Annotated in this window: 20 protein-coding genes; 9 read left to right on the top strand and 11 right to left on the bottom strand. The window is 62.8% G+C overall.

What is annotated here, in order from left to right; genetic code table 11:
* Nucleotides 1-259 precede the first annotated feature (259 nt).
* From ABVQ20_RS20525 to ABVQ20_RS20510, 4 genes are all read left to right on the top strand, one after another.
* Nucleotides 260-3,736 (top strand): indolepyruvate ferredoxin oxidoreductase family protein, encoded by a 3,477-nt coding sequence (locus tag ABVQ20_RS20525; protein WP_354461301.1) that lies wholly within the window; start codon nt 260-262, stop codon nt 3,734-3,736.
* Nucleotides 3,737-3,827: 91 nt separating this feature from the next.
* Complete coding sequence (locus ABVQ20_RS20520) at nt 3,828-6,143, top strand: putative bifunctional diguanylate cyclase/phosphodiesterase (RefSeq protein ID WP_354461300.1); 2,316 nt, start codon at nt 3,828-3,830, stop codon at nt 6,141-6,143.
* Nucleotides 6,144-6,289: 146 nt separating this feature from the next.
* On the top strand, nt 6,290-7,060 hold the full coding sequence (locus ABVQ20_RS20515; RefSeq protein ID WP_354461299.1) for an N-acyl amino acid synthase FeeM domain-containing protein: 771 nt from the start codon (nt 6,290-6,292) through the stop codon (nt 7,058-7,060).
* Nucleotides 7,061-7,199: 139 nt separating this feature from the next.
* Nucleotides 7,200-7,349, top strand: a complete 150-nt coding sequence (locus tag ABVQ20_RS20510) for a DUF3096 domain-containing protein (RefSeq protein ID WP_354461298.1) — start codon at nt 7,200-7,202, stop codon at nt 7,347-7,349.
* 10 nt (nt 7,350-7,359) lie between these two features.
* On the opposite strand, the gene ABVQ20_RS20505 is transcribed toward ABVQ20_RS20510, so the two are convergent.
* Nucleotides 7,360-8,175, bottom strand: coding sequence for an alpha/beta fold hydrolase (locus tag ABVQ20_RS20505; RefSeq protein ID WP_354461297.1), 816 nt, complete (start codon nt 8,173-8,175; stop codon nt 7,360-7,362).
* A gap of 236 nt (nt 8,176-8,411) precedes the next feature.
* Here ABVQ20_RS20505 and ABVQ20_RS20500 point away from each other — a divergent pair, with 236 nt between their 5' ends.
* The 4 genes from ABVQ20_RS20500 (at nt 8,412) to ABVQ20_RS20485 (ending at nt 11,838) form a co-directional block, all read left to right on the top strand.
* Nucleotides 8,412-8,636, top strand: a complete 225-nt coding sequence (locus ABVQ20_RS20500; RefSeq protein WP_354461296.1) for an aa3-type cytochrome c oxidase subunit IV — start codon at nt 8,412-8,414, stop codon at nt 8,634-8,636.
* Nucleotides 8,637-8,721: 85 nt separating this feature from the next.
* Nucleotides 8,722-10,017, top strand: a complete 1,296-nt coding sequence (locus tag ABVQ20_RS20495) for a Re/Si-specific NAD(P)(+) transhydrogenase subunit alpha (protein WP_354461295.1) — start codon at nt 8,722-8,724, stop codon at nt 10,015-10,017.
* Entirely contained in the window at nt 10,017-10,439 is a 423-nt protein-coding gene (locus ABVQ20_RS20490; RefSeq protein ID WP_435528393.1) for a proton-translocating transhydrogenase family protein, read from the top strand. Before ABVQ20_RS20495 ends, ABVQ20_RS20490 begins: the two co-directional genes overlap by 1 nt.
* Nucleotide 10,440: 1 nt before the next feature.
* On the top strand, nt 10,441-11,838 hold the full coding sequence (locus ABVQ20_RS20485; RefSeq protein WP_354461293.1) for an NAD(P)(+) transhydrogenase (Re/Si-specific) subunit beta: 1,398 nt from the start codon (nt 10,441-10,443) through the stop codon (nt 11,836-11,838).
* A gap of 83 nt (nt 11,839-11,921) precedes the next feature.
* Here ABVQ20_RS20485 and ABVQ20_RS20480 read toward each other — a convergent pair whose 3' ends face one another.
* From ABVQ20_RS20480 to ABVQ20_RS20470, 3 genes are all read right to left on the bottom strand, one after another.
* Nucleotides 11,922-12,839 carry a hypothetical protein gene (locus tag ABVQ20_RS20480; RefSeq protein ID WP_354461292.1) on the bottom strand — a complete coding sequence of 306 codons (918 nt, stop codon included), beginning with the start codon at nt 12,837-12,839 and terminating at the stop codon, nt 11,922-11,924.
* Between the two features lie 232 nt (nt 12,840-13,071).
* Nucleotides 13,072-15,543, bottom strand: coding sequence for a DNA topoisomerase (ATP-hydrolyzing) subunit B (gyrB, locus tag ABVQ20_RS20475; protein WP_354461291.1), 2,472 nt, complete (start codon nt 15,541-15,543; stop codon nt 13,072-13,074).
* Between the two features lie 258 nt (nt 15,544-15,801).
* Complete coding sequence (locus ABVQ20_RS20470) at nt 15,802-16,371, bottom strand: NADPH-dependent FMN reductase (protein WP_354461290.1); 570 nt, start codon at nt 16,369-16,371, stop codon at nt 15,802-15,804.
* Nucleotides 16,372-16,599: 228 nt separating this feature from the next.
* Between ABVQ20_RS20470 and ABVQ20_RS20465 the strand changes: the two genes are divergently transcribed.
* Nucleotides 16,600-17,973, top strand: a complete 1,374-nt coding sequence (locus ABVQ20_RS20465; RefSeq protein ID WP_354461288.1) for a cytochrome P450 — start codon at nt 16,600-16,602, stop codon at nt 17,971-17,973.
* Nucleotides 17,974-18,005: 32 nt separating this feature from the next.
* On the opposite strand, the gene ABVQ20_RS20460 is transcribed toward ABVQ20_RS20465, so the two are convergent.
* The 7 genes from ABVQ20_RS20460 to ABVQ20_RS20430 all read right to left on the bottom strand — a co-directional run bounded on the left by ABVQ20_RS20460 (nt 18,006) and on the right by ABVQ20_RS20430 (nt 24,567).
* Nucleotides 18,006-18,983 (bottom strand): complex I NDUFA9 subunit family protein, encoded by a 978-nt coding sequence (locus tag ABVQ20_RS20460; RefSeq protein ID WP_354461287.1) that lies wholly within the window; start codon nt 18,981-18,983, stop codon nt 18,006-18,008.
* Nucleotides 18,984-19,233: 250 nt separating this feature from the next.
* Nucleotides 19,234-19,686 (bottom strand): DoxX family protein, encoded by a 453-nt coding sequence (locus ABVQ20_RS20455; protein ID WP_354461286.1) that lies wholly within the window; start codon nt 19,684-19,686, stop codon nt 19,234-19,236.
* Between the two features lie 350 nt (nt 19,687-20,036).
* A complete protein-coding gene (locus tag ABVQ20_RS20450) occupies nt 20,037-21,038 on the bottom strand; it encodes an Ldh family oxidoreductase (RefSeq protein WP_354461285.1) in 1,002 nt (333 codons plus the stop codon).
* A 170-nt stretch (nt 21,039-21,208) separates the two neighbouring features.
* Entirely contained in the window at nt 21,209-22,018 is an 810-nt protein-coding gene (locus tag ABVQ20_RS20445) for an ABC transporter permease (protein WP_354461284.1), read from the bottom strand.
* Nucleotides 22,018-22,731, bottom strand: a complete 714-nt coding sequence (locus ABVQ20_RS20440; protein ID WP_354462235.1) for an ABC transporter permease — start codon at nt 22,729-22,731, stop codon at nt 22,018-22,020. The genes ABVQ20_RS20445 and ABVQ20_RS20440 overlap by 1 nt, the downstream gene beginning before the upstream one ends.
* Nucleotides 22,732-22,894: 163 nt before the next feature.
* Complete coding sequence (locus ABVQ20_RS20435; protein ID WP_354461283.1) at nt 22,895-23,689, bottom strand: transporter substrate-binding domain-containing protein; 795 nt, start codon at nt 23,687-23,689, stop codon at nt 22,895-22,897.
* A gap of 62 nt (nt 23,690-23,751) precedes the next feature.
* Entirely contained in the window at nt 23,752-24,567 is an 816-nt protein-coding gene (locus ABVQ20_RS20430; RefSeq protein WP_435528392.1) for an ABC transporter ATP-binding protein, read from the bottom strand.
* Nucleotides 24,568-24,581: the final 14 nt, after the last annotated feature.

The raw sequence follows: 24,581 nt of genomic DNA, 5'->3' as shown, positions 1-24,581 counted from the left end.
GCAGCGGTTTGGGACAACGACATCCATAAACAAAAGGCGCAGCGACTTCCCTTTGACACCGCGCAGAAATTTTCGTGCGTCACGGTGACATCGGTTGAACGATTTCATACGTAGGCAATGAGCCGGTCGGCCCGTTCGTTGCGCTTTGTCTGGCACCTGCGATTTTGTTTGACCTGCCCGGCAAGGGGATAAACACTGCGCCATTCGACCCCGACGTTGGCTGCTGGTCCCCGCGCGGCCTCCGCAGAGGAAATACCTGATGACGCTGCATGACGTCGCGCTCGACGACAAGTTCGACCTGGGCAAGGAGCGCATCTTCCTTTCGGGCGCGCAGGCGGTCATCCGCATGCTCCTGATGCAGCGCGAGCGCGACCGCCGCGCTGGGCTGAACACGGCGGGCTTCGTCTCCGGCTATCGCGGCTCGCCGCTGGGTGGTCTCGACCTGCAGCTCTGGAAAGCCAAGAAGCAGCTTGCCCAAGCGGATATCGTCTTCCAGCCTGGCCTCAACGAGGAGCTCGCGGCCACGGCATGCTGGGGCTCGCAGCAGGCCGAATTGATGGGGGAAGGCACGCGTGACGGTGTCTTCTCGGTCTGGTACGGCAAGGGACCGGGCGTCGACCGCTCCGGCGACGTGTTCCGTCACGCCAATCTTGCCGGCTCGTCGAAACATGGCGGTGTGCTCGCCCTGATGGGCGACGATCACATGGCCGAATCCTCGACCAATGCGCATGCCACGGAATTCCTGTTCGTCGACACGATGGTGCCGATCCTCAATCCGGCCGGCGTCCAGGAAATCATCGACTACGGACTCTACGGCTTTGCCATGTCGCGCTTCGCCGGCACCTGGGCGGCGATCAAATGCGTCAAGGACAATATCGAATCGACAGCCTCGGTCGACGCCTCGATGGCACGGCTGAACATCGTCGTTCCCGAGTTCGACATGCCGCGCGGCGGGCTCAACATCCGCAACGAGATCGACATGCTCGGCCAGGAAGAGCGGCTGCATGAATACAAGCGCGCCGCCGCTTCCGCCTTCATCCATGCCAACGGCCTGAACAGAACCGTCTATTCGGGCGGCCGCAACCCGAAGCTTGGCATCATCACCATCGGCAAAAGCTATCTCGACGTCCGCCAGGCGCTGGACGATATCGGCGTCGATGAAGCGGCGGCCAACCGCATCGGCATCCGGCTGTTCAAGGTCGGCTGCCCATGGCCGCTCGACCTGCAGCATATCGCCGACTTCGCGCGCGGCCTCGACACCATCGTCGTCGTCGAGGAGAAGCGCTCGCTGATCGAGGTGCAGCTGCGCGAAAGCCTCTACGGCACGGCCATTCAGCCGGTCATCGTCGGCAAGAAGGACGAACGCGGCGACTGGCTGTTTCCGGCCAAGGGCGCGCTTGACCCCAACGAGATCGCCATCGCGCTTGGCGACAGGATCGTGCGGACCATCGGTCCGTCGGAAGAGATTTCGGCGCGGGTGGCAAAGCTGCGCCAGTTCCAGGCGATGCTCGCTGACACCACCGACATCGGCTCGCGCACGCCGTTCTTCTGTTCCGGCTGTCCGCACAATTCCTCGACCAAGGTGCCGGACGGCTCGATCGCCGCCGCCGGCATCGGCTGCCATTTCATGGCGCTGTGGATGGACCGCAACACCGTCGGCTTCACCGCCATGGGCGGCGAGGGCGCGCAATGGGTGGGACAGGCGCCGTTCTCGAAGCGCGGTCACATCTTCCAGAACCTCGGCGACGGCACCTATAACCACTCCGGCACGCTGGCGATCCGTTTCGCGCTGTCGACCGATGCCAACATCACCTACAAGATCCTCTACAACGACGCCGTCGCCATGACCGGCGGCCAGCCGCACGAAGGCGGCCTGACCGTCGACATGATCGCCAGGCAGGTGCGCGCCGAGGGCGTCGACCGCATCGCCATCGTCACTGATGAGCCGGATAAATATTCAAGCAAGGCGGAGTTCCCCGCCGGCGCCACCATCCATCACCGTGATGACCTCGACCTCGTCCAGCGCGAATTGCGCGACGTGAAGGGCGTTTCGGTGCTGCTCTACGACCAGACCTGCGCCGCCGAAAAACGCCGCCGCCGCAAGCGCGGCACTTTTCCCGATCCCGACAAGCGCGTCTTCATCAACGAACTGGTCTGCGAAGGCTGCGGCGATTGCGGCGTGCAGTCGAACTGCGTGTCGATCCAGCCGGTCGAGACCGAGTTCGGCCGCAAGCGCAAGATCGACCAGTCGAGCTGCAACAAGGACTTCTCCTGCGTCAACGGCTTCTGCCCGTCCTTTGTCACGGTGCATGGCGCCAAGATCAGGAAGGCCGAAGGCATTGCCGGCAAGGCCGATCCCCTGGACGGCGTGCCCACGCCCGCTGAATTCCCGCTCGGCGAACAGGGTTGGGCGGCGATCATCGACGGCGTTGGCGGCACCGGTGTCGTCACCGTCGGCGCTGTGCTGGGCATGGCAGCCCATCTCGAGGACAAGGGTTGCGGCATGATCGACATGGCCGGCCTCGCCCAGAAGGGCGGCTCGGTGTTCACCCATGTCCGCATCGCCCGCACGCCCGACGATATCAACGCCATCCGCGTTTCCGCCGGCAAGGCCGATCTTGTGCTTGGCTGCGACCTGGTTGTCTCCGGCGCCAAGAAGGTGCTTGGCGCCGTCCGCGAGGGCCACACCATATTCGTCGCCAACACCGCCGAAATCATGCCAGGCGAATTTGCCCGTTCCGCCGATTTCTCGTTGCCTGTCGAACGCCTAAAGAAGGCGATCCGCACCGCGGCCGGCGAAGACAAGGCGCATTTCTTCGACGCCACGCGCACCGCAGCCACGCTGTTCGGCAATTCGCTCGGCGCCAACATGTTCATGCTTGGCTTTGCCTTCCAGCATGGCGGGCTGCCGCTGTCGGCCGAGGCTGTCGAGAAGGCAATCGAACTCAACGGCGAAGCGGTTGCAATGAACATCTCAGCGTTCCGCTGGGGCCGTCGCGCCGCCCATCAGCCGGATTTCGTGCGCGGCCTCGTCACCCAGCCGGGCAAGGCCGGACAGGCTTCGATTGCCGAGACGCTGGACGACATCATCGCCCGCCGGGTCGCCTTCCTGACCGCCTATCAGAACGCCGCCTATGCCAAGCGCTATGCTGGCCGGCTGGCCGCGCTGCGCGCCGCCGAAACCAGGGCCGTGCCGGGCTCGACGGTGGTTACAGAGGCTGCCGCGAGGAACCTGTTCAAGCTGATGGCGATCAAGGACGAATACGAGGTGGCGCGGCTCTATACCGACGGCTCCTTCGCCGCCGAGTTGGGAAAGCAGTTCCAGAGCTACGACAAACTCGAATTCCACCTCGCGCCGCCGATCATGGGCAGGCGCGGCAACGACGGCAAGCCCAGGAAATCCAGCTTCGGCCCTTGGATGATGAAGGGTTTTCGCGTGCTGGCGGCGATGAAGAGCCTGCGCGGGACGGCCTTCGACCTGTTCGGCTACAGCGCCGAGCGCCGCATGGAGCGCGGGCTGCTTGCGCAATACGAGGCGGATCTCGATCTGGTCGGCGGCTCGCTCGCGCCGGGCAAGATCGAGGCAGCGACGGCTCTGGTCTCCGTGCCCGCGCTCATTCGCGGCTACGGCCATGTCAGGCAGGCTTCGGTGGCAAGCGTCGAAGGTGAGCGCCAGCGCCTTCTCGAACGTTTCAGGGCATCGGTAAAACCAACCGAGCTGCAGGCGGCCGAATAGCTGGAAATCAAAGAGAATCAGGCTTTTCAGCTGATACTAAAGGTTTTTTAATGGGCCTGTGCCAAGGCTGGGGCTCAGTTGGGCGCCAGTAATGGGCAGAACAAAGACCGATAACATCCCTGCGGATGTTTATATCCAGTTTGTGCGGTCGTTGTTCGACAACGCGCACATGCTGGTGATTGGCGCCGTTTGCCACGCCACGGTCAGCCTCATGGTGTACTGGCGCAATGGCCAGCCCGTCTTTCTGTTCCTTGCCGGTGCGCTGCTCGGTATCGGTGTCTGGCGCTATTTCGGCCTGCGGCGGTTCCACACGTCGGGTGGTGTCATACGCGATGCGCTCGACGCGGAGCGGTGGGAGCGCGAATACGTCCTGAAGGGCAGCATTCAGGGCCTGATCCTGGGGTTTTTCTGCTTCATTTCCATCTACTTGTACTCGGATTCCTATGCCGAGATCGGAGCGCTTGCGATTACGCTCGGATCGCTCGTCACGGTCGTAGGGCGCAATTACGGTTCGCCCCGCATGGTCATGATTTTTGCCGTGACCTTTGTGGGGCCGATAGCGGCAGCACTTATCCTGCGGCTCGACATACCTCATGTTGTGCTCGGCCTGCTCATCGTCCCCTTCATGTTCATCATCAAGGGCAGCGCCGACCATGTGCGCGATGTCCTGTTCTCGGCCGTTGTCGGACACAAGCAGGCAAGACAGATCGCGCAACGCTTTGACCGGGCTTTGAACACGATGCCTCATGGCCTCGTCATGCTTGGCCCGGACGGCAAGGTGGTTGTCGGTAATGCCGAAGCCGCGCATTTGATGTCGCTGAAATCTCCTGACGCACTGCTCGGGCGTTCGATCCATTCGTTGCTCATGCGTGGCGTCGCCGGCGGCATGCTGGCCCCCAAGGAATGCCGCTATATCGAGGCACAGCTCACGCGCGCGCTTCGCGAGGGGCGGGACCGCAAGGTCCTTGTTTCGTTTTCCAATGGCCAGCACTACGAGTTCTCGGCGCGCGAAGGCAGCCAGGAACTGGGGGTCATTACCTTCGAGGACGTGACGGCTCGCGTCGAAGCGGAAGAAAAGATTCGCTTCATGGCGCGTTACGACAGCCTCACCGGCCTGCCAAACCGTGCCTATTTCCACGAGCTGGTCGGCGAGAGCATGGCCTCGGGCGACCGGGACCGCCTTTGTGCGCTCGCCGTGGTCGATCTTGACGACTTCAAGAGTGTCAACGATACGCTCGGCCACCCGGTCGGTGACGGATTGATCTACGCCGTCGCCGAGCGGCTTGCCGCCATGGCGGGCCAGGACATCAATGTCAGCCGCTTTGGCGGCGACGAGTTCATGATCTTCTTCGACAGGATCGAAGACGAAACCCACCTCGCCGGGCTGCTCGATGACATCTTTGCCGGCTTGCAGGGCGATGTCGATGTCGCCGGCCATGTTCTGCGGATACAGGCAAGCGTGGGCGCCGTACTTTCGCGGGTAGCGGTCACCGATGTCGATGAGATGATCGTCAAGGCTGACCTGGCGCTCTACAAGGCCAAGGAACTGGGCAAGAACAACTGGCGGCTGTTCGAGGCTTCGATGGACGCCGCTTTCCGCAATCGCCAATTGATGAAGGCGGACCTGCGCAGCGCCGTGGAAAGCAAGGGGCTGCGGGTGGTCTATCAACCGATCGTCGCGATGAGCACGATGCGGATCGCCAGTTGCGAGGCGCTGTGCCGATGGGATCATCCCGATCTCGGGCCGATCTCGCCGAGCATCTTCATTCCCCTGGCCGAGGAAATGGGCATCATCTCCGAGATCAGCACCTTCGTCCTCCAGGCGGCGTGCACCGAATGCGCCAAATGGCCCGATCAGACCAGCGTCTCGGTCAACCTATCCGCCAAGGACTTCCGCAATCGCGATGTTGTGCAGAAGGTTCGTGAAGCGCTCGCTGGTTCCGGCCTTGCCGCGGGTCGCCTGGAGATCGAGGTCACCGAAACGGCGCTCCTCGACGACAAGTCGCTGACGCGTCAGTATATCGAGGAACTGAAACAGCTTGGCGTGCGCATCGCCCTCGATGATTTCGGCACAGGCTATTCAAGCCTGAGCTACCTGCACAAGCTGCCGCTCGACAAGATCAAGATCGACCGGTCGTTCCTGATGGACGTCACGCAGAACAGCCGGTCGCTGGAACTGCTGAAGGGTATCGTCAGCCTGTCACGGCCGCTGGGCCTTTCAGTCACCGTCGAAGGTGTCGAAACCTTCGAACAGCTGAAGATCCTGGCCCAGCAGGTTAAGCCGGACCTGGTCCAGGGCTTCCTGTTCGGTGCGGCGCTCAGCGCATCGGGCATCCGCACGATGTCCAACGTTACGTGGCCGTTCGCCGCCGAGCTGAAGCCGGTCGTGAAGCTCGCCAAAAACTAGCCCTTGCGTGAGGTGGACCAGTCATTGCGTCCCGGTCGGCGCCATCTTGTTAACGTTAATTTTCAGTAAACGGAAAAGATGGGAATTTTACTTCTGGTTCTTCCGTGCGTTCGCTATTGTTGTCCTGCGACGGGGTGAAGGGACACATGGACACGCAACAGCTAGGCTTGGCCAGCGCGGCTTCGAAGACGACACCTCCATCCTCATCCGGTTTCTCGCGCCACGTCATGGACGTTCTGGAGCATATCGAGTACCGGCTCTGCGATGGCGGAGAGGACTTGGAAGCGATCTATCGGCTTCGGTACAATTCCTATGTCCATGCAGGCATGGTGAAGCCGGACGCCTCTCGCATGGTCATGGACAAGTTCGACGACCTGCCCAATTCCTACCGCTTCGGCGTATTCTACGACGGCACCCTGGTGAGCACCATCAGGATCCACTACGCCAGCGCGAAATACTCTGTTTCACCCAGCACCGATGTCTTTGGCGACGTGCTGGCACGCCGGTTGTCGGCTGGAGAAACCTTCGTCGATCCCAGCCGCTTCGCGGCGGATCTTGAATGGTCGACCAGCCTGCGTGTGCTGCCCTATGTAACTCTGCGGCTTGCCGTGGTCGCCTGCAATAAATTCAAGGCTACTTATTGCCTGACCGCGATCAAGGAAGAACATTCCAGTTTCTACCAGCGCATATTCCGTTCCGAACAGGCCGTTCCACCCCGTACCTACCCGGGGCTCACCGTGCCGGTGCATCTGTTCCAGTCGAAATGTTCCGAAAACATGCAGGCCACGCTGGATCGCTTCCCGTTCTTCCAATCCACGGCCTTCGAACAGCGAATGCTGTTCCATCGTCCGATCAATGGCGAACTCGCGCCGCTGACCATTCTGCCCACTGCCAAGTACTTCAGCGAAGCCGCCTGACATCCGAGATTTTTGGGCGCGCATGGAGCTTTCCGGCTGGTCCGGCGTTCTTGTGGCGGCAGCAGCGTCAAAGACGCATGGGCCTGCCATGGAACAGCTTCGGCCAGGTGTCTGGCCGCGCAATTGGAAGGATTCTCGCATGCACATCTCCACGCTCGCGCTCACCCCGCTCATCTCGCTGATCGCCGGCGTGCTGATCCTGGTGATGCCTCGCTTGCTGAACTACATCGTCGCCCTCTACCTGATCGTCGTCGGTTTGATTGGTTTGTTTCCGCATCTCGCTGGATGATAGCGTCCTGTCAGCCGGCAAAGAACCGCAGGGCTGCAGCCACAATCGCTTCCGGGGCATCTTCCTGCATGAGGTGGCCGGAACCGGGAACCAGGCTCAATGTGCAATCCGGCAGCATGGCTGCAAGCTTGTGGGCGCTCCGCGGCGATATCCATCGGTCTTCTTCTCCCCACAGCAAGGCCACCGGGCAGCGGAATTCGCTGTAGAGCGGCTCGACTTCGTCCGTGAAACGCTGATCCATCTGGGCGATCTGCCGATAGAAAGCCGGTTGGCCAACCGGTCCCATCCATGGCGCGATGTAGGGTTCCATGTCGCTGTCCGACAGGGGCCTGGCCGCCGCCCCGGAGACATACGCCTTCAGGATCGCCGCCTGAATGTATTCCGGCACGCCGGCGAAGGCGTCTTCATGCTGCCGGACATGCTGGACAAAGGGTGAGCCCCAGGGTCGCACCGCCACCGGGTCGATAAGCAGCAGCCTTTCATAGTCGCAACCGTCGATCAGATGCGCACGCAAGGCGGTGGCGCCGCCAAAATCATGGGCGACGATGTTTGGCCGCTTGAGTTTCCAGAAGGCGAGCATCGCCGCCAGTGCCTTGTCCTGCACGCCCAGCGAAACATCCTGGCCTTCCCGCTTCCCTGATCGCCCATATCCTGGAAGATCATAGAAATAGAGCGTGTGGTCGCGCGCCAGTTCCGGAGCGACGCGATGCCAGACATGCGAGGAAAACGGCGTTCCGTGCACGAGTACGATCGGTGGGCCCGAGCCGGCCATGCCCCAGGCGATGCTGGTGCCGTTCCAGTCAAACTCCTGTGTCGGCGAAATCATTGCATTTTCCTGCCCGGCCGGTCGATCGGACAAGAATAGTCTCGCCCCACCTCGTCGAAAAACGCGAAATTATCACTGTATGTTCAAAGCCAATGAAGATCGCCGGACCGGTGCGCCGGCAGCCGGCTTCAACTTTCCTTTGAGGCACTTCTCCGCAGCAATGCGGCAATAGCGCCATTGCCCTTGGCGCGGGTTTTCGCTATGTGCCTGAAAGATGTCTTCGAAGGGGTATTCCTATGGCTGATCACTCGCCGACCGGTCCTGTCGAACTGGGCGCGAAGATGGACTATGCAGAGCATGACCGCACCTATGCGGGCTTCCTCACGCTGGCCAAATACGGGTCGCTTTTTTGCGCGGCTCTTCTCATAGCAATGGCTTTCGGCTTCTTCGCGGGCGGCTTCTTTTCGGCGACCATCCTGTTCGTCCTGATCCTGGCCGTCGGCGGCTTTATTCTCCGATAGGTTTTCCAGCCTTTCTATCCAGGGCGCTGCCGCAATGCCGGCTGGCGCTTTGCGGCAACAAGGTTCCAACCGAAAGGATCATGCGGTGGGACAGACGGTTTTCATTCCTCGTGAACTCGATGCGAACGAACCGCGCGTTGCGGCCTCGCCGGATACGGTGAAGCGATTTACCGGCCTGGGCTTCGACGTGATTGTCGAAACCGGCGCCGGGACGAGGTCGCGCATTCCCGATGAGGATTTCGCCAAGGCGGGAGCCACAATCGGCAAGGCCGCCGATGTCGCCAAGGCCGACGTGGTGCTGAAAGTGCGCCGGCCAACGGATGCCGAGCTCAAGGGCTACAAATCCGGCGCGGCGGTCATCGCCATCATGGATCCCTATGGCAATGACGCCGCCGTCGCGGCTCTCGCCAAGGCCGGTGTCACCGCCTTCTCGATGGAGTTCATGCCGCGCATCACCCGGGCGCAATCGATGGACGTGCTGTCCAGCCAGGCCAACCTTGCCGGCTATCAGGCGGTGATCGACGGCGCCTCGGAATATGACCGGGCGCTGCCGATGATGATGACGGCGGCGGGCACGGTCCCGGCCGCGAAGGTCTTCATCATGGGCGTCGGCGTTGCCGGCCTGCAGGCGATCGCTACCGCGCGCCGCCTCGGCGCGGTCGTCACCGCCACCGACGTTCGTCCCGCCGCCAAGGAACAGGTCGCCTCGCTCGGCGCCAAATTCCTGGCCGTCGAGGACGATGAGTTCAAGGCGGCCGAGACGGCCGGTGGCTACGCCAAGGAAATGTCCAAGGAGTACCAGGCCAAGCAGGCGGCACTCACCGCCGAGCACATCGCCAAGCAGGATATCGTCATCACCACGGCGCTGATCCCCGGCCGTCCCGCGCCGAAGCTGGTCTCGGCGGTGATGGTCGCCTCGATGAAGCCGGGCTCGGTGATCGTCGACCTCGCGGTCGAGCGCGGCGGCAATGTCGAGGGCGCCGAAGCCGGCAAGGTGGTCACCACGGCCAACAACGTCAAGATCGTCGGCCATCTCAATGTGCCCGGCCGCGTCGCCGCATCCGCCTCGCTGCTTTACGCCAAGAACCTGTTCGCCTTCCTTGAGACGCTGGTCGACAAGACTACGAAGACGCTTGCCATCAATCGCGATGACGACCTGGTCAAGGCAACGATGCTGACCGACGGCGGCAAGGTCGTGCACCCCGCCTTTGCCAAGGCGGCGGAGCAGCCGCATGTCGAGCCGGCCGCGATCCCGGCCAAGACGATGGTTGCCGACGCTTCGCCCAAGCCTGCGAAGAAATCGGCCTCGGCAAAGAAACCTGCCGCGCCCAAATCGGCCGCGCCCAAGTCGACCTCGTCCAAGCCCAAGGGGATTGCGTGATGGATCAGACCCTGCAGAAAGCCCTCGACCAGCTCGACCAGGCAAGTGCCGCCGTCAGGCTCGCGGTCCACAATATGGCGAACGCGCCCGGTGCCGAGGCGGCCGGTGATGCCGCGCATGCGCTGTCGGGCGGTGCCATCGATCCCTTCGTCTTCCGCTTCGCCATTTTTATCCTGGCGATCTTCGTCGGCTACTATGTCGTCTGGTCGGTCACGCCGGCCCTGCACACGCCGCTGATGGCCGTCACCAACGCCATTTCCTCCGTGATCGTCGTCGGCGCGCTGCTCGCAGTCGGCATCTCGGCGTCCGGCATTGCCACCGGCTTCGGCTTCGTTGCGCTGATGCTGGTGTCCGTCAACATCTTCGGCGGCTTCCTCGTCACCCAGCGCATGCTGGCGATGTACAAGAAGAAGGACAAGTGACGTGAACGCCAACTTAGCCTCCTTCCTCTATCTGGTTTCCGGCGTCCTGTTCATCATGGCGCTGCGCGGCCTGTCGCATCCAACCACCAGCCGCCAGGGCAACATGTACGGCATGATCGGCATGGCCATCGCCATTGCCACGACGCTGGCGCTGGCGACCCCTTCGCTGGGAGGTCTCGGCCTGATCGTGGTTGGCCTGGCCATCGGCGGCTCGGTCGGCGCGGTCACCGCGCGGCGCATCGCCATGACCTCGATGCCGCAACTGGTCGCTGCCTTCCATTCACTCGTCGGCCTTGCCGCCGTCATGGTGGCGGCTGCCGCCATCTATGCGCCGACCAGCTTCGGCATTGGCGAAGTGGGCGCCATTCATGCCCAGGCGCTGGTCGAGATGAGCCTCGGCGTCGCCATCGGCGCTATCACCTTCACCGGCTCGGTCATCGCCTTCCTCAAGCTTGACGGGCGCATGTCCGGCAAGCCGATCATGATCGGCGGCCGCCATTTCATCAACGCCGCACTGGGTATCGCGCTGATCGTGCTGATCGTGCTGCTCGTCACCACGCAGAGCTATGCGGTGTTCTGGCTGATCGTCATCGCCTCGCTGGCGCTCGGCGTGCTGCTGATCATCCCGATCGGCGGCGCCGACATGCCGGTCGTCGTGTCGATGCTCAACTCCTATTCCGGCTGGGCGGCGGCGGCACTCGGCTTCACGCTCGGCAACCTGGCGCTGATCATCACCGGCGCGCTGGTCGGTTCGTCCGGCGCGATCCTGTCCTACATCATGTGCAAGGGCATGAACCGCTCCTTCATCTCGGTCATCCTTGGCGGCTTCGGCGGCGAGACGGCCGCGGCTGTCGACGACGACATCGAGCGCACGGTCAAGCAGGGTTCCGCTGATGACGCCGCCTACCTGATGATGAACGCGCAGAAGGTCATCATCGTGCCGGGCTACGGCATGGCGGTGGCCCAGGCACAGCACGCGCTGCGCGAACTGGCCGACAAGCTCAAGGCCAATGGCGTCGAAGTGAAATATGCGATCCATCCGGTCGCTGGCCGCATGCCAGGCCATATGAATGTGCTGCTCGCCGAAGCCAATGTGCCCTATGACGAGGTGTTTGAGCTCGAGGACATAAACTCCGAGTTCGCGCAGGCCGATGTCGCCTATGTCATCGGTGCCAACGATGTCACCAACCCCTCGGCCCGCGACGACAAGTCCTCGCCCATCTACGGCATGCCGATCCTTGATGTCGACAAAGCGCGCACCTGCCTGTTCGTCAAGCGTTCGCTCGGCTCCGGCTACGCCGGCATCGACAACACGCTGTTCTACAAGGACGGCACCATGATGCTGCTCGGCGACGCCAAGAAGATGACGGAAGAAATCGTCAAGGCCATGGATCACTGATCCCGATCCAGCCGCACAAGTCTACGAACGAGAAAAGCCCGGCCTTGCAGCCGGGCTTTTTGATTTCAAGGGTACAAATCAGTTCAGTGGCTGGTGATGAACAGTGCTTCCTCGTCGTCGCGCTGCCTGCCGCCCAGCGCCGCGGCCGCACTGGCGATGAAGGCGCCTATGACCAGAGACAGCGCGCCGAGCAGGGCAAAGGTCGCGCTGCCTTTCCTGGCGGTGTCCGCGGCCTGCTTGGCCTTGACCTTGGCGTCCTGAACCTTGGCCAGGATCGCGTCGACCCGGGTCTTGGCATCGGTTTCCGAGAGGCCGGTACGTGCGGCGACCAGCTGTGACAGATAGGTCTTGTCATCAGCCGAAACCTCGCCGGCCGCCGCACCTGCGATCAGGATGCGTGACGCCTGCGACGCGGCGGCCGCATCATTCTGCGGATTGGCGGCAGCGAGCCTGCTGGCATCGGCCGGGCGGAACAGCGAATCCACCAGATAGGATGTCGCATTGTCGGCCGAAGCACCGCTGGCATTCGAAGACGCTCCCGCCGACGCACCCATGGCGGCGCCCGACGCAACAGTCGAGACGGCTTGCACGCCGGAGCCGAGGGCTGCTGAGAGCGCCGAGCCGAGGACGCCGACAACAAGCAGGGTTGCCAGTGCCCAGGCCAGGAAGCCATGCGCGGTGTCACGGAAGTAGACTTCATCGGTATGGACGCCGACCCATTTGGTGCGCAAGCGTCCTGCAAGATAGCCACCGACGCCGGACGACAGCCATTGCACGATGACCAGCCAGATCGCGGTGGAGACCGCGAAGGTCGTGATCGAGGCGCCTGAACCTGACCATGGCGAAACCATGGTCAAGCCAAGACCCGAGCCAAGCAGCATCAGGATGAAAGTCAGCGTCGAGGCCGCGAAGGCGCCAGCAATGATTGGTCCCCAACTGACGGCGGTTGAAGAGGATTCGGTGGTGGGAGAAATGTCGACAGCCGATAGGGTGGATTGCATAGAATCCCCCTATCGTACGAACAGCATGATGAGAATGATGATTGGGATCGGAATCCCGAGCAACCAGAGCAAAATGCCACGTCCCATGAAGGCCTCCTTTGAGAAATTGTGATCGATGTTGTCACAATGTCTTGGATGACCTTCTGTTCCGGCCGGTCCTCAAATGATTTTTCTGCGGCAGAAACGACATTGGCGCGCCGGGCGCGCCAATGTCTCAAAGAATGATGCTGTCTCAGATATCCAGATTGGCGACGGACAGCGCGTTCTCCTGGATGAATTCGCGCCGGGGCTCGACTTCGTCGCCCATCAGCCGTGAGAACAGCGAGTCGGCATCGGTGGCGTCGTTGACCCTGACCTGCAACAGCGAGCGCACATTCGGGTCGAGCGTGGTTTCCCAGAGCTGCTCGGCATTCATCTCGCCAAGGCCCTTGTAGCGCTGCATGGTCAGGCCCTTGCGGCCGGTGGCGAAGACCGCGTTGAGCAGCGCCAAAGGTCCCGAGATCGTTTCGGAGACGTCCTTGCGGCGCAGCACTGGCGGCACGTCATAGACCTCGCTGAGGCGCGGCGCGTAGCGGTCGAGCTGGCGCGCATCGGCCGAATTGATCAGCCCGAGATCGAGATGCGCGTATTCCTTGACGCTGCGCACCGTGCGTTCGAACACATAGCCGCCGGTCCCCTCGTTCGAGGTCGACATGCGGCCAATCCAGCCGCGCTCGGTGTCCTCGGCGATGATGTCCAGCCGCTTGGCGACACGCTCGGCCATGGCATTGGCGCGGCCGAGATCGGAGAAGACATCGGGATTGAGTCCGCCGGCGATCGCCGCCTGCTCGACCACACCTCTGTTATAGCGCGTGTGCAGCCCGTTGATGAGCTGGCGTACGGCCAGCGCATCGTCGATGGCACTGCGCAGGTCCTGGCCGATCCTGACCTCGCCCGAGCCAAGCGTGAGCGAGGCTTCTTCCAGCCCAGACGCAATCAGGAATTCTTCGAAGGCGCTTTCATCCTTGATGTATTGCGAGCTCTTGCCGCGCGTCACTTTGTAGAGCGGCGGCTGGGCGATGTAGAGATGGCCGCGCTCGATCAGCTCCGGCATCTGCCGGAAGAAGAAGGTGAGCAGCAAGGTGCGGATGTGGGCGCCGTCGACATCGGCGTCGGTCATCAGGATGATCTTGTGGTAGCGCAGCTTGTCGGCGTTGAACTCGTCCTTGCCGATCGAGGTGCCGAGCGCCGTGATCAGCGTGCCGATCATGTCGGAGCCGAGCATGCGGTCGAAGCGCGCGCGTTCGACATTCAGGATCTTGCCGCGCAGCGGCAGGATCGCCTGGTTCTGGCGCGAACGGCCACCCTTGGCCGAGCCGCCGGCGGAATCACCCTCGACGATGAAGATTTCGGATTTCGCCGGGTCGCGTTCCTGGCAGTCGGCAAGCTTGCCGGGCAGGGAGGTGACGCCAAGCGAACTCTTGCGGGTGATGTCGCGCGCCTTGCGCGCGGCCTCGCGCGCCGCCGCGGCCTGGATCACCTTGTCGATGACCACCTTGCCCTCGGCCGGGTGTTCTTCCAGCCAGGTGCCGAGCGCTTCGTTGACCAGCCCTTCCACCACCGGGCGGACTTCGGACGAGACCAGCTTGTCCTTGGTCTGCGAGGAGAATTTCGGATCGGGAACCTTGACCGAAAGCACGGCCGTCAGCCCCTCGCGGCAATCGTCGCCGATCAGCCCGACCTTTTCCTTCTTGGTCAGGCCCGAGGATTCACCATAGCCGGTGATCTGGCGCGTCAGCGCGCCGCGGAAGCCGGCCAGATGCGTACCGCCGTCGCGCTGCGGGATGTTGTTGGTGAAGGCCAGCACGTTCTCGTGGTAGCTGTCGTTCCACCACATCGCGACTTCGACGGTGATGCCGTCACGCTCGGCCTTGATGGCAATCGGCTTGTCGATCAGCGGTTTCTTGACCCGGTCGAGATATTTGACGAACTCCTCGAGCCCTCCGTCATAATGCAGCTCATGGCGCACGACGTCGGCATGGCGGGCATCGGTCAATACGATGCGCACGCCGGAGTTCAGAAAGGCCAGCTCGCGCAGCCGGTGCTCCAGTGTGCCGAAGTCGAACTCCACCATGGTGAAGGTTTCGGCGGATGGGAAAAAGGTGATTTGGCTGCCGCTGCGTCCTTCGTAGGTGCCCGGCTGCTTGTCCTGCTCATAGCTGCCGGTCGCCTTCAGCGGCGCGTCGGCATTGCCATGGGTGAAGCTCATTTCAAAGATCTGGCCATTGCGGCGGATTTTCAGCTTCAGCCAGGCGGACAGCGCGTTGACCACCGACACGCCGACGCCATGCAGGCCGCCGGACACCTTGTAGGAGTTCTGGTCGAACTTGCCGCCGGCATGCAGCTGGGTCATGATCACTTCGGCGGCCGAAATGCCTTCGCCGGTGTGGATATCGGTCGGAATGCCGCGCCCATTGTCGATGACCGTCACCGAACCGTCAGGATTGAGCGTTACGGTGACGAGGTCCGCATGGCCGGCGAGCGCCTCGTCGATGGCGTTGTCGACCACCTCATAGACCATGTGGTGCAGGCCCGAACCATCGTCGGTATCGCCGATATACATGCCGGGCCGTTTGCGCACGGCATCCAACCCCTTCAAAACCTTGATGGAATCGGCGCCGTATTCGGCTTCAGCGCCGTTGGCGTTGTCTGTCTGGTCGCTCATGAAAACCTGTTGTCTTGATGCCGCTTTTGCAGCGCGAAAAATCGGCCCCGAATCGCGCGTCTCATACCCGCTAGATATAGGCGCTAAAGGCGGTTTTTCCAAGGTTTGCAGGCATTTCCCGAGGGATCGCCGACCTGTCGCCGGCTATCCGTGGCTGGCCTCGTTTGTGGCCAGCCCATCGCGTGGATTAGGCGCAAGCGTGGACACCGTTGTTTCGGCACCCAGCAGGCGAGCGTGAAGCGAACCGGCTGGGTTCGCTCAGGCCGAACGCATCGGCTTCAGCGCCTCGCTCCAGCGCAGCAGCTCGTCCAGCATGGTGGTGGCGCCGCCACGCACCTGTTCGCTCGCCTGGAATGCGCCGTCCTCGTCGAGCAGTTTCTGGTACATTGGCAGCGCCACGCCTTCGGGTATAGGCATCACCTTCACCGAGGTCAGCAGCGGCTTGATCGATTGCGCCGCGCGCAGACCACCGGAAACCCCGCCATAGCTGAGGATCGCGGCCGGCTTGTACTGCCATTCCCGCGACAAATAGTCGACGGCGTTGACGATCGCCGGCGCCACGAAATAATTGTACTCCGGCGCCACGAAAACGAAGGCGTCGGCGGCGTCGATCGCCTTGGACCAGGCCCTCGTGTGTGCCTGCTGGTAGTTGCCAAGCCTCGGATGATGCGGCTCGTCCAGCACCGGCAGGTTGAACGTGTGAATGTCGGTCAGCACCGGTTCGAATTTTCCGTGCTCGCGCGCGAACGTTTCGAGCCACTGCGCGAATACCGGCCCGGCGCGGCCAGGGCGCGTGCTGCCGATGATGATGTTCAACTGGTGCTTCAAGGCGCGAACTCCTGCTGATTGTCGGTATCTGTTGGTGACCGCCACCTAAAACATTCACCCACGGCCAACAAGAAGGCACCTTCCGGTAACCGGTCACATTCAAGGGAGCCGTTTTCTTCGAGGCGATTGCGCCTGGTTATGCCCCTCCCGATGCGGGAGCCTTGCCCTTCGGTCACATGGACGCCTGCCTTGCCAGTCACTACATTGAAGGCGACAGCGGAGCATTTCATGGACACGCAGCCCGCCCCTTTCATTCCCCCCGCGCCGAAGCCGCGCACCACGCCGCCTTCGACGCTGGAGATGATCCGCATCGTCTACCGCAATCCGCTCGAACTGTGGGGCGAGCAGACCTACAACGAGCCCTGGATTTCCGCCAAGGGCGCGGGTGGGCCTCTGGTCATCGCCAATGATCCCGGCCTGATCCGCCATGTGCTGGTCGACAACGCCAAGAACTACAAGATGGCGACGGTGCGCCAGAAGATACTGCGGCCGATCCTGCGCGACGGCCTGCTGACCGCCGAGGGCGAGGTGTGGAAGCGCTCGCGCAAGGCAATGGCGCCGGTGTTCACGCCGCGCCACATCTTTGGCTTTGCCCAGCCGATGCTCAAGCGCACGCGGGAATTCGTCACCCGCTACGAGGACGGCGGCACGTCCGACATCGCCCACGACATGACGCTGCTGACCTATGACATCCTGGCCGAGACGCTGTTTTCGGGCGAGATCGCCGGCGAGCCCGGCAGTTTCGCCAGCCAGATCGATCGCCTGTTCGAGACCATGGGCCGGGTCGATCCGCTCGACCTGTTGCGTGCGCCCGACTGGCTGCCGCGGCTCACCCGCATTCGCGGCCGCAAGACCATGGCCTATTTCCGCAAGATCGTGACCGACACCGTCAAGATGCGCGAAGAGAAGTTCAGGCGCGATCCCGACGGCGTGCCGCAGGATTTCCTGACGCTGCTGCTCAAGGCGGAAGGACCGGATGGGCTGACGCGCTCGGAAGTCGAGGACAACATCATCACCTTCATCGGCGCCGGCCACGAGACGACGGCGCGCGCGCTCGGCTGGACGCTGTATTGCCTAGCGGAATCCCCGTGGGAGCGCGACAGGGTCGAGCAGGAGATCGACGCGGTGCTGGCGCGCGAGCCTGATCCGACGAAGTGGCTCGATGCCATGCCGTTCACGCGCGCCGCCTTCGACGAGGCGCTGAGGCTCTACCCGCCGGCGCCGTCGATCAACCGCGAGCCGATCGTGCCGGAAATGTGGGGGGATCTTTACATCCCCAAGCACGCCGCCGTGCTGGTGATGCCGTGGGTCGTCCATCGCCACCGGAAGCTGTGGGACAGGCCGGACGCTTTCCTGCCCGAACGCTTCCATCCGGGAAATCGCGAGAAGATCGACCGTTTCCAGTATCTGCCGTTCGGTGCCGGTCCACGCGTTTGCATTGGCGCGAGCTTCGCCATGCAGGAGGCGATCATCGCGCTGGCGATCATGCTTTCGCGCTTCCGCTTCGACACCACATCCGAGACCAAGCCATGGCCGGTGCAGAAGCTGACCACCCAGCCGCAGGGCGGCTTGCCGATGCGGGTCACACCACGCGCTTTGTAGCCTGTCTGTCTGGACTGGCCTCTTGCCGGCGCCTATGCCGCGGGCTTGCGCTGCTGGAACTGCCCGGCCGGGCGGTAGCGCCAGAGATAGCTGGGCAGGATCGTTCCGATCGACTGCGGCTGGATGCCGAGGCTGGGCAATGTCCGGTTGGCCTTGACGGCGGTCTCCGAGACAATGTTGTGCTCGCGCAGCTGCATCACCTGATCCTTGGTCAGCAGCGGGTTGGGAAGCAGGCCGAGGATGGAGGCCTGGATGTTCGCCACCCACCAGGGGACGGGCACCAGCGGGCGCTTGCGATCGATCACGGTGAGCAGCTCCTGCATGCACTCCTTGAAGCTAAGCACACTGGGTCCGCCAAGCTCGTAGACATGGCCGCCCTCGACTTTGCCGTCGACCGAGCGTGCCACGGCTTCGGCGACGTCGCCGACATAGACCGGCTGGAACTTGGTCTGCCCACCGCCGATCAGCGGCAGGACCGGCGAATAGCGCGCCATGTTGGCGAACCGGTTGAAGAATTCATCCTCCGGCCCGAAAATGACCGAGGGCCGGAAAATGACTGCGTCCTTGATCGTGTCCAGGACCGCCTTTTCACCGAGCGCCTTGGTGCGCGCATAATCCGATCCCGACTTCGCATCCGCGCCCAGCGCCGAGACATGGGTGAGGCCAGCGCCCACGGAACGCGCCGCTTCGGCGATGGCGCGGGCGCCGAACTCGTGGACGGAGGTGAATTTCTGCCGGCCGCTCTCATGCAGGATGGCCACCAGGTTGACGACATGGTCGGCGCCCTGCACCGCGCGGTCGACCGACCAGCGCATGCGCACATTGGCCTGCACAGGCTGGATCTGGCCGACATTGCCGAGCGGCTGCAGATGGCCGGCGAGATCGGGACGGCGGCAGGCGACCCGGATGCGGTAGCCGCGCTTGGCCAACGCCCGCACCACGTGCCGGCCGACAAACCCGGACCCTCCGAACACGACGATGAGCTTGGGGGTCTGCAGGATTTCGGTCATGGCTGGCTCCGGCGCACTTTCCAGATGTTAACTGGGGCCAAGACCTTGCGAAGCCTTGGCTGAAGCCGTTTCATAATCCGTTTCGTGCCAAAGGCAAAGGGGACGCGTTGTCGCCGATGCCCTTGTTTCCGGAGCAATTCCAGGAAAAGTGTTAAGCGGTTTTCCGTCCGGAGTTGCGTCAGGATAAAAGCAATTCCAGGAAAAGTGTTAAGCGGTTTTCCGTCCGGAATTGCGCCAGGATAAAAGTGCTTCAGAATGCCTTGCCGATGCGCGCGTCGACCGACTGGCGGTTGCCGCCACGGATCACGAAGAAGAACAGGATCGCCGCCCACACAAGCGATTTTTCGGCACCCGAAAAGCCCTGGCCCATGGTGACCCAGTGGAACCAGACCGTGACCAGGAGCACGAACAAGCCCGCAAAGGCCGCCGGGCGCGTCAAGAGGCCGATGGCGATGAAGATGCCGCCGAAGAATTCGGTGGACGCCAGAAGCAGCGACCAGAAGGCGCCGGGATAGAAGCCCAGGCCCTCGACCATGTCGGCGGCGCCGAACGGATTGGTGATCTTCTGCGAACCATGGATGGTGAGGAACGCACCGGCGACAACGCGCAGAACAGTTTCGCTGGCGTCATGCAGCGACGAATAGAGGCGACCAAGTGCTGGAATGATGAGGCTGCCGCGGGAAGCGTCGGTGGTTGCGGACATCGTAGCTCCTGTTTTTGGGATCATCCCTTGCAGACGCCCGATGGTTCCCGTCAAGTCAAGTTAACAAAAGTCCACTATTATAATCATGTTTCATTGAGTGAAGGGGGCAGAAGCAGAAAACCCCGCCGTAGCGGGGTTTTCCGGGTGACGCTCATGTCGAAATCAGGGTCCAACGAGACGGCTTGACCTGAGACGGTATCAGCGTGGCGTAAGACGCCCGCCCCGGCCCTGGACGCATCCGGCAGGAGACACCGACCGGGCAAACCCCGACCCGGACAGCAATTGGTCGCGGCGAGGGGTGAAAAGGTTCAACGAGGTCACAAAATAACGTCTCGCAGGCGAGGATTTCGTCAAGAAGAATAGCGGGCGGCGAATTCGGAAATGCGCTGCACCACCGCCTTGGAAGCCGTGATTCCCCGTGCCGCCGCCTTCTCCGCTGCCTCTGCGCGCGAGCGGCCTGGGACATGCACGCCGTAACGTCGCTTCAGCCGGTTGAGTTGGTCCTTCATCCGCTGCTCGAAATCCGGATCGAGCAGCTTGGGCTCGATGGCAAGCACGAACAGGCCGGTTCCCGGGCTGTCCGGACCGCCGGTGAACCACGGCGCGTCGAGCGACCAGTTGGCGCCCGACAGTCCGGCCGCCAGCACCTCGACCATCAAGGCGATGTTGGCGCCACGCTGGCCGCCAAAGGCAAGCATCGCGCCCTTCATGGCCGCGGCCGGATCGGTGGTCGGATTGCCGCTGGCGTCGAGCGCCCAGCCTTCGGGGATCGTCTTGCCGTCCTCTGCCGCCTTGCGGATGTTGACGAAGGCGGTGGCGCTCGACGACTGGTCGATGACCAGCGGTGCGCCATCGGCGGCGGGGGCGGCAAAGGACATCGGGTTGGTGCAATAGACCGGCTTGACCGAACCGGAGCCGGCAAGCACGGCCGGCCCGTTGGTGGCTGCAAACGACACCAGCCCCTGCGCGGCCAGGCGCCCGGTGAAATAGCCGAGTGCGCCGCATGTATAGGCGTTCTTCTGGGAAAAGATGGCGACGCCGAACAGCTTTGCCGCCTTGGCAAGATCGTCGATGGTGCGGTCGAAGCCTGTATGCGCCAGGCCGCCGCGCGCGTCGGAAAGATAGACGGCGAGTGCCGGCCTTGTGATCATCGGATCGGCATTGCCGTCGATGCGGCCGGCCTCCAGTGCTTCGAGGTAATCGATGAAATGCGACAGGCCGACCGTGGCAAGGCCTTCCGCCTCGGCCGCGACGATGGACGCCGCCAGCGATTGCGCGGCCTCTTCATTGGCGCCGGCGCCAAGCGCCGCCATCCGGCACAATCCAGTTGCCTGGTCGAGACTGAGTTGCATCATGGCCGTCCTGAAATCGCGAGTTTGAGCTTCGGATCCTTGGTATCAGGACATGAGCCTGCATTGCTGTCGAAAATCGTCCGCCACTAGAAAAAAAGCGGCGAGCAGTCGCCGTCCGTCCACGGCAGACCTGCATATCCGCAGGCCGCCGCATAGGTCCGTATGGCTGCCTAGCCGACCTTGTTGGGTATCCGTGCCTCGATCCTGCTGAAGGCGAAGACCAGGATGCCGGTGACCGTCATGTAGATGAGAGCCAGCAGCAGCAGGGGTTCGTAGGTGAGGTAGGTGTCCTGCCTTACTTTCGACGAGACCGCGAAGATGTCGATGACGCTGATCGTCGCCACCAGCGGCGTCGATTTCAACTGCAGCACGGTTTCGCCGGTCAATGTCGGCAAGGCCCGGTAAATGGCCTGCGGCAGCCAGATGCGGCGGAATATCTTCCAGCGGCTCATGCCGAAGGCGCGGGCGGCTTCCAGCTGTCCCCTGGGCACGCCGGCAAAGGCGCCGCGCATCACTTCGCCTTCATAGCCGGCGAAGGACAAGGTCAGCGCCAGGACGCCGTAGGGCCATGCCTGCCGCAGATACGGCCACATCCAGGACTCGCGGATCCACGGGTACTGCGGAAACAGTGAGCCGAGGCCGTAGTAGAGCAGCCAAAGCTGGATCAGCAGCGGGGTTCCCCGGATGACCGTGCAGAAGGCCTTGGCGGGTGCGGCGACCCAGATGGAGCCGGCAGCCTGCGCCAGGCCGAGCGGCACCGCGAACAGGAAGCCCAGGATGCAGGTGACGGCCAGGATCCACAGCGAGCGCCACAGGCCCATCAGGCCCATCTCGTAATATTGCGGCAGCCAGTCCCAGCGCATGAAGAAAACCGCTGAGAGGACAAGCCCCGTCGCGATCAGGATCAGCACGATGCGATGCGGCTGCAGCCACAGCGACGTGCGCGCGGCGACGTTGATGATGGTCGCTTCGCCGGCCATCAGCGCGCCTCCTTGACCGAAGGCATGCCGCGCCGGGACCGGGCCTCGACACGGCCGATAAGGAAGTTGGAGATCAGTGACAGTGCGAGATAGAGCGCCCCCGCCGCCATGTAGAAGGTGAAATAGGCCTTGGTTACGCCCGCCGCCTGCCGCGTTGCCAATGCCAGTTCGTAGAAGCCGACAACCGCGAGCAGGGCGGTGTCCTTGGTGGCGATCAGCCACAGATTGGCAAGGCCGGGAATGGCGAAGGGCAGCATCGCCGGCAAGGTGATTCGTCGCAGCAGAAGGCTGGGCGGCATGCCAAAGGCGCGCGCGGCCTCGATCTGTCCTTGCGGAATGGCAAGGATGGCGCCGCGTATGACCTCGGTCGAGTAGGCGCCCTGGACGAAGCCGAGCACGGCGATACCGGCCGCCAGCCCGCTGATATCGATGCGCTGGTAGCCCATCGCCGTCAGCACCTGATTGATCAGGTCGGTTCCGGCATAATAGAGCAGCAGGATCAGCACCAGTTCGGGCACCGCCCGCACGATCGTGGTGTAGACAGCCAGCAGATCGCGCACCACCGGCCCGCCATAGAGCTTGCCGTAGGCGCCGCCAGTGCCGATCAAAAGCCCCACGCAAGTGGCGCCGACCGCGATTTCGATCGAGTGGAGCAACCCAAGCAAAAGCGTTCCGCCCCAGCCTGGCGGCGTGGGCGAGAGAAGTTCGATGATGCCGGCCGCGGAGGCCGAGAGGAATGCGTCGATCAGCGTCGCCCCCGAAATGCTGGCGTCGGCCGCTGGCCATTCTGGTCAGCGGAAAACGTGCGTGGAACAGGTTCAGGCGAAACCGCACGGTGCGCAACGCACCGCGCGGTCACAAGCTCGTGCTTGCTGATCAGTTCGACTGTGTCGAGCCGCCATAGATGTCGAAATCGAAGTACTTCTTCGAGATCTCATCGTACTTGCCGTTGGCGCGGATGGCCTTGATGCCGGCGTTGATCTTTCCCTTCAGATCGGTGTCTTCCTTGCGCACGCCGGCGCCGACGCCCGGTCCGAGCACCTCATCGTCCGGAGCCACCATGCCCTTCAGATCGCAACAGGCCTTGCCCTGGTCCGACTTGAGGAATTCGCCGAGCGCGATCGAATCGGCCTGCACCGCGTCGAGGCGGCCGGCGGCAAGATCGTTGTTGGCTTCATCCTGGGTCTGGTATTCCTTGATCTCGGCCGCATCGGTGAAATGTTTCTTGGCATAGACAGCATGCACCGTCGACACCTGCACACCGACCACCTTGCCCTTGAGGTCGTCGGGCGTGGCGCCGAACTTCTTGTCCTTGGGCCCGATGATGGCGGTTGGGGTGTTATAATATTTGTCTGAGAAGTCGATCGTCTTCTTGCGCTCGTCGGTGATCGACATGGAGCTAGCGATAACGTCGATCTTCTTGGTCGTCAGTGCCGGGATGATGCCGTCCCAGGCGACCGGCGTGATGACGCAGTCAAGCTTCTCCTCCGCGCAGACGGCATTGATGAAGTCGATCTCCCAGCCGACCCATTTGCCGGAGGCGTCCGGCGAGGTGAAGGGCGGATAGGGCTCCGCGGCGACGCCGATCTTGACCGGGTCTGCCTTGGCCACACCCATCGTGGCGACGCCCAGCAACAGGCCCGCGGCAAAAATCTTCAGAACAGTCTTCATATTCACAACTCCCAGTTTGTTATGGTTGGTGTTCCCGGTTTTCGTCCGCCCTCGGCTGTCCCCTAGCCGATGTTGCGGATGAATTGCTTGAGCCTTTCGGATTTCGGTGCGCCGAATATCTGTTCCGGCGGTCCTTCTTCCTCGACCAGCCCGTTGTAGAGGTAGATGACATGGGTCGCGACCTCGCGGGCGAATTTCATCTCGTGGGTGACCAGCACCATGGTGCGGCCTTCGCGCGCCAGGTCGCCGATCACCTTCAGCACCTCGCCGACCAGTTCAGGGTCAAGCGCCGAGGTCGGTTCGTCGAACAACATGACGCGCGGATTGATGGCGAGCGCCCGCGCGATCGCGGCGCGCTGCTGCTGGCCGCCCGACAGATAGGCCGGATAGACGTCGCGCTTTTCGGCAAGTCCAACGCGCGCCAGCAGCTTCTCGGCCTCGGTGATGGCCACGTCGCGCTTGACGCCGAGCACATGCACGGGAACCTCGATGACGTTCTCGATCAGCGTCATGTGGCTCCATAGGTTGAAGTTCTGGAACACCATGCCGAGCTTGGAGCGGATGCGTTCGATCTGCTTGCGGTCGGCGGGAATCGTATGGCCGTGGCTGTCGGCCTTCAGTTTGATCTCTTCGCCATTGACGCGGATGATGCCGCTGGTCGGATTCTCCAGGCAGTTGATGCAGCGCAGCAGCGTCGACTTGCCGGAACCGCTGCCGCCGATGATGGCGATGACCTCGCCGTCGCGCGCCGACAGCGAAACGCCCTTCAGCACATGCAGTTCGCCGAATTTCTTGTGTAGGTTCTCGACATGGATGGCTTCAGCGGCGCCATCTTGCGCCATGTGCTTCAGGACGGGTGCCGCGCCTTGCGCCATCATCTTCTCGGCGCTCC

It is taken from the genome of Mesorhizobium shangrilense (assembly GCF_040537815.1).
Taxonomy (GTDB): Bacteria; Pseudomonadota; Alphaproteobacteria; order Rhizobiales; family Rhizobiaceae; genus Mesorhizobium; species Mesorhizobium shangrilense.
Note: the sequence above shows the minus strand (reverse complement) of the source record. Positions and strands in the feature narration are given on the sequence as shown.

Coding starts and splice junctions, on each gene's coding strand:
- ABVQ20_RS20525 (WP_354461301.1), top strand. CDS start 260: ATGACGCTGCATGACGTCGCGCTCGACGACAAGTTCGACCTGGGCAAG.
- ABVQ20_RS20520 (WP_354461300.1), top strand. CDS start 3,828: ATGGGCAGAACAAAGACCGATAACATCCCTGCGGATGTTTATATCCAG.
- ABVQ20_RS20515 (WP_354461299.1), top strand. CDS start 6,290: ATGGACACGCAACAGCTAGGCTTGGCCAGCGCGGCTTCGAAGACGACA.
- ABVQ20_RS20510 (WP_354461298.1), top strand. CDS start 7,200: ATGCACATCTCCACGCTCGCGCTCACCCCGCTCATCTCGCTGATCGCC.
- ABVQ20_RS20505 (WP_354461297.1), bottom strand. CDS start 8,175: ATGATTTCGCCGACACAGGAGTTTGACTGGAACGGCACCAGCATCGCC.
- ABVQ20_RS20500 (WP_354461296.1), top strand. CDS start 8,412: ATGGCTGATCACTCGCCGACCGGTCCTGTCGAACTGGGCGCGAAGATG.
- ABVQ20_RS20490 (WP_435528393.1), top strand. CDS start 10,017: ATGGATCAGACCCTGCAGAAAGCCCTCGACCAGCTCGACCAGGCAAGT.
- ABVQ20_RS20480 (WP_354461292.1), bottom strand. CDS start 12,839: ATGCAATCCACCCTATCGGCTGTCGACATTTCTCCCACCACCGAATCC.
- gyrB (WP_354461291.1), bottom strand. CDS start 15,543: ATGAGCGACCAGACAGACAACGCCAACGGCGCTGAAGCCGAATACGGC.
- ABVQ20_RS20465 (WP_354461288.1), top strand. CDS start 16,600: ATGGACACGCAGCCCGCCCCTTTCATTCCCCCCGCGCCGAAGCCGCGC.
- ABVQ20_RS20460 (WP_354461287.1), bottom strand. CDS start 18,983: ATGACCGAAATCCTGCAGACCCCCAAGCTCATCGTCGTGTTCGGAGGG.
- ABVQ20_RS20455 (WP_354461286.1), bottom strand. CDS start 19,686: ATGTCCGCAACCACCGACGCTTCCCGCGGCAGCCTCATCATTCCAGCA.
- ABVQ20_RS20450 (WP_354461285.1), bottom strand. CDS start 21,038: ATGCAACTCAGTCTCGACCAGGCAACTGGATTGTGCCGGATGGCGGCG.
- ABVQ20_RS20445 (WP_354461284.1), bottom strand. CDS start 22,018: ATGGCCGGCGAAGCGACCATCATCAACGTCGCCGCGCGCACGTCGCTG.
- ABVQ20_RS20435 (WP_354461283.1), bottom strand. CDS start 23,689: ATGAAGACTGTTCTGAAGATTTTTGCCGCGGGCCTGTTGCTGGGCGTC.
- ABVQ20_RS20430 (WP_435528392.1), bottom strand. CDS start 24,567: ATGATGGCGCAAGGCGCGGCACCCGTCCTGAAGCACATGGCGCAAGAT.